This is a genomic window from Cronobacter sp. 153480017-3 (genome assembly GCF_053627815.1).
This window is the reverse complement of the sequence record NZ_JBSEYN010000001.1, coordinates 490,610-503,655: the sequence shown is the minus strand read 5'-3', so window position 1 is coordinate 503,655 and position 13,046 is coordinate 490,610. Positions and strand designations below refer to the sequence as shown.

General features: G+C 57.4%; 11 protein-coding genes. 5 read left to right on the top strand and 6 right to left on the bottom strand.

All coding sequences use genetic code 11. The features are described from left to right. Positions 1-18: 18 nt before the first annotated feature. Positions 19-1,749, bottom strand: a complete 1,731-nt coding sequence (locus ACUW6V_RS02435) for a potassium/proton antiporter (RefSeq protein WP_004384991.1) — start codon at positions 1,747-1,749, stop codon at positions 19-21. A 548-nt stretch (positions 1,750-2,297) separates the two neighbouring features. Between ACUW6V_RS02435 and ACUW6V_RS02430 the strand changes: the two genes are divergently transcribed. Further along, positions 2,298-2,591: a DUF1330 domain-containing protein gene (locus tag ACUW6V_RS02430; protein ID WP_454037951.1), complete on the top strand. Its 294-nt coding sequence runs from the start codon at positions 2,298-2,300 to the stop codon at positions 2,589-2,591. Positions 2,592-2,979: 388 nt separating this feature from the next. After that, positions 2,980-3,324 carry a DUF1493 family protein gene (locus ACUW6V_RS02425; protein WP_454037950.1) on the top strand — a complete coding sequence of 115 codons (345 nt, stop codon included), beginning with the start codon at positions 2,980-2,982 and terminating at the stop codon, positions 3,322-3,324. 107 nt (positions 3,325-3,431) lie between these two features. On the opposite strand, the gene ldcA is transcribed toward ACUW6V_RS02425, so the two are convergent. Further along, positions 3,432-4,376 (bottom strand): muramoyltetrapeptide carboxypeptidase, encoded by a 945-nt coding sequence (gene ldcA / locus ACUW6V_RS02420; RefSeq protein WP_454037949.1) that lies wholly within the window; start codon positions 4,374-4,376, stop codon positions 3,432-3,434. 129 nt (positions 4,377-4,505) lie between these two features. Here ldcA and emtA point away from each other — a divergent pair, with 129 nt between their 5' ends. Then, entirely contained in the window at positions 4,506-5,117 is a 612-nt protein-coding gene (gene emtA / locus ACUW6V_RS02415) for a membrane-bound lytic murein transglycosylase EmtA (RefSeq protein WP_007775739.1), read from the top strand. Here emtA and ycgR read toward each other — a convergent pair whose 3' ends face one another. Beyond that, a complete protein-coding gene (gene ycgR, locus ACUW6V_RS02410; protein ID WP_105622273.1) occupies positions 5,118-5,849 on the bottom strand; it encodes a flagellar brake protein YcgR in 732 nt (243 codons plus the stop codon). 217 nt (positions 5,850-6,066) lie between these two features. Here ycgR and ACUW6V_RS02405 point away from each other — a divergent pair, with 217 nt between their 5' ends. Then, positions 6,067-6,321 carry a GlsB/YeaQ/YmgE family stress response membrane protein gene (locus ACUW6V_RS02405; RefSeq protein WP_004386309.1) on the top strand — a complete coding sequence of 85 codons (255 nt, stop codon included), beginning with the start codon at positions 6,067-6,069 and terminating at the stop codon, positions 6,319-6,321. Positions 6,322-6,392: 71 nt separating this feature from the next. On the opposite strand, the gene ACUW6V_RS02400 is transcribed toward ACUW6V_RS02405, so the two are convergent. The 3 genes from ACUW6V_RS02400 to pdxR all read right to left on the bottom strand — a co-directional run bounded on the left by ACUW6V_RS02400 (position 6,393) and on the right by pdxR (position 12,239). Then, positions 6,393-8,570, bottom strand: a complete 2,178-nt coding sequence (locus tag ACUW6V_RS02400) for a TonB-dependent siderophore receptor (RefSeq protein ID WP_454037948.1) — start codon at positions 8,568-8,570, stop codon at positions 6,393-6,395. A 187-nt stretch (positions 8,571-8,757) separates the two neighbouring features. Beyond that, positions 8,758-10,710, bottom strand: a complete 1,953-nt coding sequence (gene treA / locus ACUW6V_RS02395) for an alpha,alpha-trehalase TreA (protein ID WP_454037947.1) — start codon at positions 10,708-10,710, stop codon at positions 8,758-8,760. Positions 10,711-10,847: 137 nt separating this feature from the next. Continuing rightward, positions 10,848-12,239 (bottom strand): MocR-like pyridoxine biosynthesis transcription factor PdxR, encoded by a 1,392-nt coding sequence (gene pdxR / locus ACUW6V_RS02390; RefSeq protein WP_454037946.1) that lies wholly within the window; start codon positions 12,237-12,239, stop codon positions 10,848-10,850. Between the two features lie 124 nt (positions 12,240-12,363). Between pdxR and ACUW6V_RS02385 the strand changes: the two genes are divergently transcribed. Continuing rightward, the gene (locus ACUW6V_RS02385) at positions 12,364-12,843 is read left to right on the top strand and encodes a carboxymuconolactone decarboxylase family protein (protein ID WP_104671822.1); all 480 of its coding nucleotides are present in this window, start codon (positions 12,364-12,366) and stop codon (positions 12,841-12,843) included. The last annotated feature ends 203 nt before the right edge of the window (positions 12,844-13,046 follow it).

The following is a 13,046-nucleotide window of genomic DNA, read 5'->3' as shown; positions in this document are numbered from 1 at the left end:
CTACCACGCGATAACGTCTTACTCGTCGCTGTCCTCGGCGACTTTCAGACCGATGCGGCGGATCTGGTTATTCTCTTTCTCCGCCACCGTCCACGTCATGCCTGCAAAATCCACCTGGTCGCCCACGACAGGCGCGGCACCAATCAGCGCCAGCACCACTTCACCAATGGTGCGGTTTTGATCCACCGCCGACTGGTCATCCAGCCCGTAGATAAACGCCACGTCGGAGAATTTCGCGTCCGCTTCGAGGATAAAATCGCCGAAGAAACGCTGGTCGAGCGCCACCGGCGGCGACTGGCTGAACAGCTTGCCAAGCGCAGGCAGGTCACGCTCGCGGCCAATCACGCACAGCACGTCGCCTTCACGCAGCCGGGTACTGCCGGTCGGGTGCATCAGCTGGTTTTCACGAAACAGCGCCGCGATGCGCGTCTCTTTCGGCATGTGGAGGTCGCGTAGCGCCGCGCCGACGCACCATTTATCGGCGCTCAACTGATAAACAAACTGCTCCCACGGGTTTTCCGGGTGAATATCAAGCCCCACGCGCGACTGCGGGCGGCCCACTTCCGGCACCACCACTTTGGCCTTTTTCGCGGCCCAGCCGAGCGTCGTTCCCTGGAAGAGCAGCGACACCAGCACCACGAAAAATGCCACATCGAAAAACAGATTCGCGCGCGGCAGCCCGGCCATCATCGGGAAGACCGCAAGGATAATCGGCACCGCGCCGCGCAGGCCCACCCAGCTGATAAACACGCGCTCACGCAGCGTAAACCCGCGAAACGGCAGCAGTCCGGTAAAAATAGAGAGCGGGCGGGCGACGAAAATCATCCACAGCGACAGCAGCAGCGCCGGAATGGCGATGGGCAGCAGATGTGACGGTGTCACCAGCAGGCCGAGCACCAGGAACATGCCAATCTGCGCAAGCCAGGCGAGGCCGTCGAACGTTTGCTGAATGCCGTAGCGGTTGCGAATAGGCTTATTACCCAGCACAAAACCGCACAGATAGACTGCGAGAATGCCGCTGCCATCCAGCGCGGTGGTCACGGAGAACACCATGATGCCGCCGCTTAACGCCAGTAGCGGGTAGAGCCCGGAGGGCAGCGGAATACGGTTAATGGTTTTCAAAAGCAGCCAGCCGCCGCCAAGGCCAATAAGTATCCCGAGCCCGAACTGCTGAATGATATGCACCAGGAACAGCCAGCTCAGCGCGGTCTGATGCTCCTGTATCATCGAAATCAGCGTGATGGTGAGAAACACCGCCATCGGATCGTTACTGCCGGACTCAATCTCAAGCGTTGAGCTGACACGCTCGTTCAGGCCTTTGCCGCCGAGCAGCGAGAAAACCGCTGCGGCGTCGGTAGAGCCGACTATCGCGCCAATCAGCAGCCCTTCCATGATGTCCAGATGGAACAGCCATGCGGCGGCCATGCCGGTCAGCCCGGAGGTGATCAGCACCCCGACCGTCGCGAGCGACAGCGCAGGGCCGAGGGCGACTTTAAAGGAGCTGGCCTGGGTGCGCATCCCGCCATCCAGCAGGATGACGGCCAGCGCCAGGTTACTTATCAGATACGCGAAAGGGTAGTTGTCAAACGGAATTCCGCCCACGCCATCCACGCCCGCAAGCATGCCGATAGCCAGGAAAATCACCAGGATGGGGATACCAAGACGTGACGAGAATGAACTTAACAGGATACTGCAGGTGACCAGTACCGAACCCAGAATAAAAAGACTAATTATCGTCCCGGCGTCCAACGTGCGCGATCTCCTCTGCTGATGGGTTTTCTAAAAACTTAACATACTAATTATGAATCAATCGGTTTAATTAGCATGGTGAATGACATTTTCCCGATGTTTGCGTAGCGTAACTGTCAATCAGGGTAGCAGATCGCAGGGGCCATCCGGTTACCCATTCGCAACATCTTTGCCTTCAGGGCGCTGTTTCGCAGGCGGTTCGGGATTTATCTTACGTCTCACTGGCAGCCAAATGCGTGTCTCGCTGTCGCTAATGCTCGTATCAGGCAAAGGACGGTTGCAGGATCTGCACCCAGCCCGTGAAGCAGCTGACGCGCTGCGATATTCCTGTGTCGATTATTCCTCTTTCAGGTAACAGTGTGTTCTGTTTTTGCGTATTTATAACCCTCTCTGTACCTAATAGACTGCCTCTAATCGCGTAACCGCATGAGGCTGCCGCGCGCCGGACACCTGCTTGCATTGATACAGAAAATAATTTACCCGTCTCGCGCCCGCTCAGTCTCTCGCCAGCGCGAGCATAAAACCCACTGCTATTAAAGGAAGAGAAAATGAAGAAAGGCTATCTGGTGGCTCACGTGACCATCACCGATCCGGCTGCTTACGCGGAATATGCTGAGGCCGCCGCACAGGCCATGCAGCCTTTTAATCCGAAAATCGTGGCATGGTCAGGGCAGTATGAAAATCTTGAAGGCGAGGTCCACGGAAAGCACCTCGTTCTGGAATTTGATTCGTTCGACGACGCGAAGCGCTTTTACGAAAGCCCAGCGTATCAGGCCGCCAAAGCCATGCGTTTAAAAGCCGCGACCGGCACGCTGGTGTTAGTGGAAGGGCCGGAAGTGTGATGCGTTAAAACCGCAACGTCCGCTCGTGAGGGAGCGGACGTTGCGAATATTGTACGATGGTAGATTGATGTCTCAATACACCATTCTTATGAAACAGATACTCATACTCTGGCCTTAATCAAATAACATTGATCAGCATAATCAAATTATCTCTGGCTGAATAGATTACTGAATAAACGTCAGGCAGTTTCTTTAGCGTATAGCGAGCTTTTTGTAACGCTCTTTATCTCCAGCTATAGCTGCGCCAGGGAACGGAATAATAACCCTCTGGAAACTCCAGAACGCCACTACGAAAAACCCTGGAAACACAATGAGGGAAATATTATCTTTACTGATGTCTGGAATAGACGACAATGGCCTAATGAGGTGAGTGTATGGATACTACTGAATGGACTTCATTCTGATGACTATTACTGATGAAATTCTGGCGCTTTTTCGTGAAGAAATACCGGGTTATCTTGATCGAAACTGGAAAGAAGTACCGTTAGAACTGGATTCGGATTTATATGATTGCCCGCGTGACGATTTGGAAGATGCAATCAGGAAGTATAAGGAAAGATTTAATATTAGCCTTGAAGATTTAAATTGGTCTTTATATTTTCCGTGGGAATATAAATCATGTTTACAACGCTGGTTTAAGCTGAATAAACAAGAGGTTGAGCTGACCCGTCGGCCTCTGACGATAAGAATGTTTGCAGCATCAGCGCAAGCAGGTAAATGGTTGTATGATTAAGCCGAGCCAGGAAGCGGTATTTAAAAAAATATAATTTCCGCACCGTGCGTATTCTGTATAAAGTCCTCTGTGTCTGAGCAGCCACGCTGCTCAGACACATCTTTCACTCACTTCCCTTGCTTAAACCCCGTCCCTGCCGCAGCAGGCAGCACCGGATGACCGCTCAGGCGAAGCTGCGCACGTTCGCCGTCATGGCGCAGTTCGCCGTGCGCGCCAAGCGGTAGCGTAACGGTCTCCTGCTCATGGCCGAAGGCAAGGCCGGTCAGCACCGGGATCCCGAGCCGCTCGCGCAGCAGGGCGACGACGCTTTCAAGGTTATAGCCGTCGTCGTAGTCGTTCACGGCGGCGGCGGTGAAGCTCCCGAGGATAAGCGCCTTCTGACGCGCCAGAATCCCGGCCGCATGCAGTTGCAGCAGCATACGCTCAACGCGGAACGGGTGTTCGTTGATGTCTTCGACCACCAGAATGCCGTCGTCGATGACCGGCATCCACGGCGTGCCGGTGATGGACGCCAGCATGGCCAGGTTCCCGCCCCAGACGGTGCCTGCGGTTTCGCAGGGCGCGCCGTCGCTGCGCCACGCAAGCGTGAATTGCGGTTCGGTCAGCGCCTGCCAGAAGTGGCGCCAGGTAAAATCGTTCATCTCCGGCGCGCCGAAATTCCCGGCCAGCATCGGGCCGCTGAACGTTATCGTCTTGCCACGCGCCAGCAGCAGCATCTGCAGCGCCGTGAAATCGCTGTGGCCGCAAATCAGCAGCGGGTTTTCCTGCTGGCGGGCAATCAAGGGCTTCGGATCAAAGCGCTCCAGCAGGCGCGTCATCCCGTAGCCGCCGCGTACCGGCATCACGATCGCGCCATTTTCAGACAATGCGCTTAACGCCTGTAAATCGCCGAGACGCTCGTCGTCGCGCCCGGCGAAACGCTGCATCCGGCGCGTAATAACATGCTGATTTTTTACGGTTATTCCGGCCTCTTCGAGACGGCGTACGCCGCGCCAGGCAGCGTCCTGATTAATGCAGTAGCCCGACGGGGCGATGAGATGAACAGAGACCATGACAAATCCTTGCTGACATACCAGGCGAAACCGCTATCATGCCGCTAACCTTAGCGGTTGTCATCCGGATGCCCGCGCGGCCATCCGGGGTGATGCGTCGTTTGGCACTGATATGGAAAGGAAAGTTGCGTGAAATTAAGATGGTTGATGTGGTTAGTGGTGTTCCTCGCCGGGTGTTCTTCCACGCCGGATTATAAAAACCCGCCCTGGAACCCTGAGGTGCCGGTGAAACGCGCAATGCAGTGGATGCCGATTACCGAAAAAGCCGGCAATGCCTGGGGCGTCAGCCCGCGTCTGGTCACGGCGATTATCGCAGTGGAATCGGGCGGTAATCCGACGCTCGTCAGTAAATCTAACGCGGTCGGGCTGATGCAGATTAAAGCGTCCACCGCCGGGCGCGAAGTCTACCGCTATATGGGCTGGAGCGGCCAGCCGTCGTCCAGCGAGCTGAAAAACCCGGAGCGCAATATTTCGATTGGCACGGCGTATTTAAGCATTCTTGAGCATGGCGTCCTGAAGGGCATTGAAGCGCCGGAAACGATGCAGTACGCGCTGGTGGTCTCTTATGTGAATGGCGCGGGCGCGCTGCTGCGCACGTTCTCTTCAGACCGCAAAGCGGCGATTGAAAAGATAAACGATCTCAGTCCGGATGAGTTTGTCGAACATGTCGCGAAAAATCATCCGGCACCGCAGGCCCCGCGTTATATCTGGAAAGTGCAGCAGGCGATGAACGCCATGTGATTAGCGCACCCGGCTGGCTTTTTCCCGGGCGATACGCTCCAGCGCGAAGATAATGCGCTGGAGTTCGCGCTCGGTGCCCGGGCTTACGTTCATAAAGCGAAAGCTCAGGCGCGGCGTGGCGATAGTCTCGTTTTTACTGTCCACGACTTTGCGCTCGCTGATGTTTAAAAGCTGCGCGTCGACACGAAATTTTCCCCACTCCAGCAGGTCAAGCTCCAGCGGCGAGAACTGCATTCCTGCTTCCAGCCCTTCCGGCATCGCGCCTTCCAGCAGCGTGCCCATGCCGCCAAGCGACAAATCCTGCAGGCGACCGCGAAACAGCTTGCCATCAGGCATACGCGCCAGGCTGTAGAACTGCGGCTGCACCGGCGCGGTAATACGAAAATGCTCGCGGCGCTGCACAAACCACACGGCTTCCGGCAGCGGGGCGACAAAGGCAGGCAGATTCTGAAACTCCCCGACGTTCAGCGCAGGCAGGTTAAATTCCACCTTTGCGCCCTGGGCTTCAGCGCTGAACTGGATATTTTTCGCTTTTTGCACGGCCTGGTTTTCGCTCGCCTGGCTGCCGAAATCCAGCACCAGCTGTTCCGGCGAGGCGTCAAGAATACGGCTGATAAACTGCCAGCCGCCCCAGGAGAGGCGGATCGGCGCCTGGCTTTTTTGCAAGTCGCGTAAAATCCCCAGTACGGCCAGCGGATTTTGCTTCAGAAACTGCTCACTGTAATTGCTCACGTCGCGTGATTCCTCAAATGACTGACAGAGAGATGTGAACGGTTATCGGCCCGTCCGCCAGAAACTTAAGATTTATCCTAAAATAAATCATTTTCTGTATAAGGATAATCTGAGCTTACCGGAAGAATCTTTTTTTATTACCTATACTTGAACCACTTCGGTTTGTCGCGCCTTGTGGCGAACCATTCAATGAGACTTAACCAAGAGGGTGGAGACTATGGGTATTTTGTCCTGGATCGTATTTGGCCTTATCGCGGGTATTATTGCCAAACTGATTATGCCGGGCCGTGACGGCGGCGGCTTTATTCTGACCTGTGTGCTCGGGATCGTGGGTGCGGTGGTCGGCGGCTGGCTGGCGACATTCTTTGGCGTGGGCGGTAGCGTGACGGGCTTTAACCTGCCGAGCTTCCTGGTGGCGGTCGTCGGTGCCATTGTGGTGCTGCTGATCTTCCGTATGCTGCGCAGGGATTAAAAAACGGTCCGTAAGGACCGTCTGAATGGTCAGTAAAAACGGCCCCTTGGGGCCGTTTTTTTTCGTCAGGATCAGAAATCGTAGCCGACGGTTGCGGTCACGCTGCGCTCCGCGCCCCAGTAACAGTAGCCGGTGCCGTAGCAGCCCGCCACGTAGTCACGTCCGGTCAGGTTATTCGCATTAACCTGAACAAACGCCCCTTTCAGCGCGCTGTTCCACGCGCCCAGATCGGCTTTCACCATCGCATCCACCAGCGTGACGGAAGGCACGCGGCGCGTATTTTCGTTATCCGCCCACTGTTTGCCGATGTAGCGCACACCCGCGCCCGCGCTTAAGCCGTAATCAAACTGATAATGGCCCCACAGGTTCGCCATCTGATCCGGCGTTACGTATGGCGTGTTCTTGTTGTTGCCGTCAATGGCGTCTTCAAAGCGCACATGGTTCCAGGTGTAGTTGGCGATAGCCGAGAAACGCGAAGTCAGCTGCGTGTGCGCTTCCAGCTCTACGCCCTGCGAATGCACTTTGCCTGCCGGTTCGAAATAGCTGCCGACCACGACGCGGTTACCGACATCTTTCTGCATCAGATCGTAAACGGCGATGCTGTAGAGATCGGACGTACCCGGCGGCTGATATTTCAGGCCGCCTTCATACTGCTCGCTGGTGGTGGGCTTGAGCAGCTTGCCGCGGGCGTCGGTCAGCACCTGCGGCGTCACCGCCGTGCTGTAACTCAGGTACGGCGACAGGCCGTTTTCAAACGCGTAAAGCAGCGAGGCGCGACCGCTGAAATGATCATCCTTGCGGTGATCGGTGGTATCGGTGCCCGCCGACGGCGTGATCACGCGGTTTTTGGTTTCCAGGTGGTCGAAACGCCCGGAAAGATCCATATGCCAGCGGTTCCAGACCATCTCATCCTGCAGATAAACGCCGGTTTGCTCATAGACGCGCTTCATGTCCTTGCGTTGCAGACCCTGCAGACGGGTGGCGTAGGTCGGGTCGAGCGGGTCGTAATACCAGAAGCCGCCCGCGCCGCCGGAGACGCCGGTCCACGGGTTGAGATTGGTGGTGTAGCCCGCGTCGTCGGAAAGATTGTTGGTGAATTTATGGTATTCGCCGCCTAACACTACGGTATGCGCGAGGTCACCAGTGTTAAAGCGCGCCTCTAACTGATTGTCCATAGCCCAGGCGTTCAGCGAAGAGTGTTCGCCACTGTAGTAGCGGGTCAGCTCGTTCTTCGATGCATCGGCCCAGCCAATCTGGTAAGCCTGCTTGAGATCCAGATTCGAGTGCGTGTAGCTGCCGTTCGAGCGGAACGACCAAGTGTCATTGAAGTCATGCGAAAACGCGTAGCTGTAGAGCTGCTGGTAGCGTTTGAATTCGTCGTTGCCCGGCTCCACGTCCGAGAAGCCCGTGTCGAGCTTGCCGTGCGAGGTGGCATCGAGGCTGCCGCTTGCCGGTACCGAGCCGTGATAACCACCGGACGGATCTTTTTCAAGATACGCGCGCAGCAGCAGCGACGTGGATTCGCCCGGCTGCCACAGCAACTGCGGAGAAATCGCGTAGCGTTCGTCACGCGTTTTTTCATACTGCGTGTCGGTGTATTTCGTCAGGCCGGTAATGCGGTAAGCCCACTCGTCGTTAATGGCGTCGGTGTAATCAAACGCGGTGTTGCGAGTGTTGTGATTGCCGACCGAGGCGCGCAGATGGCCTTCCGGGCTGAAGAGCGGGCGCTTCGAGCTTTCCATCACCACGCCGCCGGGAATGGTCTGGCCGTAAAGCGCGGAAGAGGGGCCTTTAATCACATCGATACGTTCAAGGAACCACGGGTCGACCTGTAAAACGTTATAGCTGCCGCCGTCGCTCATCAGACGCAGACCGTCTAAAAACGTGTTATTGACGTCGCCGCCGTGGAAGCCGCGCAATGAAATGGTGTCGTAACGGGTTGCCCCGCCGGAGAACCCGGTAAATGCGCCTGCGGTGTAATTCAGCGCGCTGTTAACCGACAGCGCCCCCTGATCTTCCATCTGCTGACGCGTGACGACGGAAACCGACTGCGCGGTGGTGATAAGCGGCTGATCGGTTTTTGTCGCACCTGTGCTGGTTTTCACCGTGTAGCCTTCGGTAGGCGAGGCGGCCGTTTGCGCGGGGGCGGCGCTAACGGTGATGGTCTCCTCGGCGAGCGAGACGTGCGGTGCCGCCAGCGCCAGCGCGCACATCACGGCGGAGCGTTTCAGGGTTAAAGCGATTGTCATTGTTGTCTTCTCTGGTTGCCATCTGCTCCCTGCGTGACAGGGGCGTAACGATATCTAATAAAGAATGCGAATTATTATCGTTATCAACGCGCGGGGCAACTAACAGAATTGGCGGGGAAAATATATCGGGCGCAGGAAAGCAAAAAAAACTGCCCTCCGCAGAGGGCAGTGGTGTAGCGCGTGTGAATTACTGTGCCGGCGCGGGTTGCGCAGCGGCGTTATCCTGCGCGTTGCTGTTCGGCGCGGCCGGTGCGTTTTCAGCAGGCGCGCTATTGCTCGCGGGCGCAGCGGTGTCGGTTTTCGCCGGGGCTGGCGTTTGCGTTGTTGCCGGGGCAGACGTTTCCGTTTGCGCCGGCGCCGGTGCTTCTGTTTTCGCTGGTGCTGACGTTTCGGCTTTTGCTGGCGCAGAGGATTGTGCCGGTTGGCTCAGCATTTTGCCTTCCTGCTTCGGCTGCGGCGCAGGAACGCTGCCTGGACGGGTCTGCGGCACATCGTCACACGGTTTTTCGGTGCCGCACAGCAGGTCGAGCATTTTCAGCGTCACGCCGTTGGTCCAGCCAAAGCCGTCCTGAAGCGGGTATTCACCACCGCCGCCGCCCGTACCGGTCGAAGAAACGTCATATTTCTCCACCAGTTTCTGCTCGCGGTTGTAGGTGTGCTGAACGTTGGTCAGGAATCGCCAGGTGACGTCCATCGCCAGATCTTTCTGCCCGTAATTCATCAGACCTTCGGTCGCCACCCACTGCAGCGGTGCCCAGCCGTTTGGCGCATCCCACTGCTGGCCGGTTTTGACCGTCGTGGTCACAATACCGCCCGGTTTCAGCAGTTGCGCACGCGTTGCCGCCGCCACTTTCTCGGCGCGATCCTGCGCGGCCGCTTTGACATACAGCGGGAACAGCGCGGCGGCGGTCAGCTGATCGCGCACCTTGTTGGTTTTCAGATCGTAATCCGCGTACCAGCCATGTTTCGCATTCCACAGATGGGTTTCGATCGCCTGCTGACGCTGGCTGGCGAGCGATTCATAGCGGGCGGCACCCGCGCTGTCGCCTGCGGCTTTGCTGGCGCGCGCGAGGGTTTTTTCCATCTGGAACAGCAGGGCGTTGAGATCGACAGGCACGATACTGGTGGTGCGGATAGAGCCAAGCTGCTGCGGATTATCCATCCAGCGCGAGCTGAAATCCCAGCCGGACGCCGCGCCCGCGCGCAGATCGCGGTAGATGTCAGTTGCCGGGCGATCCGGGTTATTTTTGGCGGTGGTTACGTCATCAAGCCAGGATTCGGTACGCGGCGCGTCGCGATCGTCCCAGTAGCGGTTCAGCACTGCGCCATCTTTCAGTTTCACCACGCGCTCGTGGGCATCGCCCGGTGCCAGATTTTCGCTGCCTTCCATCCAGTAGGCGTACTCTTTCTGCAACTGCGGCAGATATTTCTTCAGCGTCTCGTCGCCGCCTTCATGGCTCGCCAGCAGTTCAACCATAAACGCGAAGAAGGGCGGCTGAGAGCGGCTTAAATAGTAGCTGCGGTTGCCGTTCGGAATATGGCCCCAGGCGTCGATTTCATGGGCGAAGTTATCGACCATATCCTGCACTTTATCCCAGTGGTTGCTCTCCGCGAGCCCCAGCATGGTGAAGTAGGTGTCCCAGTAATAGACCTCGCGGAAACGCCCACCCGGTACCACGTAAGGCTTCGGCAGCGGCAGCAGAGAATCCCATTTGCTGGCGGAATCGGTCGAGCGCGTCAGCACCGGCCACAGGCCGTCGATATGCTCGCGCAGGCTTTGTCCGGCTGGCGGAACATAGGCTTCGCCTTTTTGCGGCAGGGTAAAGTTCAGCTCAACGAAATGGCGCAGGTCAAAGCCCGACTGGTTACGCTGCATGCGGTAATCGGCCAGGATCATCAAAGGATCGCTGTTCGGCACCGCGTCGGCGAACGTTTTCTGATCGGGGAACAGTTTGGCGCTCTGTACATCCGTAAACAGCGGGCCGAGAAGCTGGTCCGGTGATTGCGGCGCGGGGCGCTCTGCGCCAGACGGCTCTTCTGCGCTGGCGGGCAGGGTGGAGAACGCCAGCAGCGCGCCGCTAAGGGCGACCTGAATGGCGAAAAACAGCGTCCGGGGACGGCGCGTGACGGGTTGTGACATCAATGAATTCTCCTTAAGGGGCGCAGCGCACACCACTGCGAATCAACCATATGAAAACCTTAGACGAATATTCCCGTTTCGAGCGCACGTAAACGGGAAATTTCTGTTTTTCGCGTTCGGTTAAGCTGCCGTTTACGTCATCCATTAAGCAGCGCCAGCGTCGCCGGTTGCGCGCGGGCCAGCAGGGCAACGGCCTCTTCTGCCGAGCGAAGATTGGCGTAGCCGATAATCAGGCCGTAGCGCTTGTCGGGCCGCCGGTACCAGGGCGACAGCGCGCTGACCTGCAACTGGTGCTGGTGCCAGAAGCGGGCAAGCGCCTCATCGCAGGTTGCGGTTTTCAGATACGCCACCACGTGCATCCCGCCATCTTCCAGCGGCGTTTCGAACACGTCGGGGTAAACCGCGTGCAGCGCCGCGATAGCCATCGTGCGCCGCTGCTGGTAGAGCGCGCGCATTTTCCGCAGATGAGTGTAAAACTCGCCGCCAGTCAGAAACGCGGCGAGGATCTTCTGTATCAGCAGCGGCTGCCCGCCTGTCAGCAGCACGCCGTGTTCAAGAAAGGCGTGGCGCGCCGCGCGCGGCATCACCAGATAACCGATACGCACCGACGGCATAATCGTTTTACTGAAGGTGCCGAAGTAAACGACCCGGTCATCGGTGTCCAGGCTTTTAAGCGATGGCAGCACGTTGCGGGTGAAGTGAAACTCGCCGTCATAATCATCTTCCACAATCCATGCGTTTTGGCGGGACGCCCACGCCAGCAATTGCTGTTTTCGCGGCAGCGACAGCGACACGCCAAGCGGGCTGTGGTGTGTCGGCGTGACAAACGCGAGCCGGGCGTCCGGGTGGTGATGTTGCAGGTAGTCCACATCTATGCCTTCGTTATCCACCGGTATGGCGTGCAGATTCGGCGTGAGCGTTTTCAGCAGCCGCTGACCGAGAAAATAGGCAGGATCTTCCATTGCCACGCTCTCACCCGCGCCGAGCAATGCCTGGACGGTGAGCAGCAGATTGCCGCGATAGCCATTGGTGATAAAAACATCGTCAGCGGTACACGTCACGCCGCGTGACAGCGTCAGATAGCTTGCGATCGCCGCGCGCAGCGGCGCGTAGCCTGCAACTGGCGGGTTCACCATCTCTTTGGGGCGCATGGCGCGCGTCGCTCTTGCGCTCAGGAGCAGCCACTTTTTATAAGGAAACTGATCCAGCGACGGCAGACCGGGGCGCAGAAACCCTTCGTGCTCGTTAAGCGCCAGCAGATCGTTGTTATCGCCCGGGCGGACAGGCGCTGGCTCTGCCACGCGCGGCGGCACCGTGAGCGCCGGATTCACCAGCGTACCCTGCGGGCCGCGGCTCACCAGATACCCTTCACCCACCAGCACCGCGTAGGCCGCCTCCACCGTTTTCTTCGCCACCTGGAGTTCCTGCGCCAGCACGCGGATGGACGGTACCCGGTCGCCGGGCTTCAGAAGCCCGGCGTGGATATTCTGGCGATAGCGCTGATAAATTTCACGATAACCCGGTTTCATGTCCTGCCTTATTTCACGTTTTATGACCCTTTTGACTATGTCATGGCACCGTATGATAGACGAGAAGAATTTGACACGCTCCGCACCGCGCGGGGTGATTTCTCTTGTGATGTAAGGAGTTTCCATGAGTACGCGCGTGAACCATTATCAGACCATTCCGGCGCTGGTTAACACTCTGATGAACGCCAGCGCGGCGCTGAAAAAAAGCAGCCTGACGCCAACGCTTAAACAACTGATCGACATGCGCGCTTCGCAGCTCAACGGCTGCGCGTTTTGCGTCGATATGCACGCGAAGGAAGCAAAGATGGCGGGCGAGCGTGAACTGCGCCTGTACCATCTGCCGGTATGGCGCGAATCGCCGCTGTTCAGCGCGAAGGAGAAAGCGGCGCTGACCTTAACGGAAGCGATAACGCATATCAGAGAAGAAGGGATCAGCGATGCGATCTATCAACAGGCGCGTGAGCATTTCTCTGAAACGGAAATTGCAGAGATCGCGTTTGCCGTTGCCATCATCAATAGCTGGAACCGTCTCCAACTGGTGTCGCAAATGGCACCCGGCAGCCAGGACGCGGCGTTTGGTCTGGCTCGCGCCGGGCTTGAATAACCTTGTTTTTAACCTTTTGAAAAGCCCGCCTGCGCGGGCTTTTTTTATGAGCGCGGTGGGCAGATAGCGCAGGAGGCAGCGAAAAGGGATTGATTTTTAATCACATAGCGGACCACTCATCGCAGGCCGCGTCTCGCCTGCAACTTAAGTAAAACCGATTAAAAAATCTACTGGATATTTAAACAGGTACCTGTATACTATTT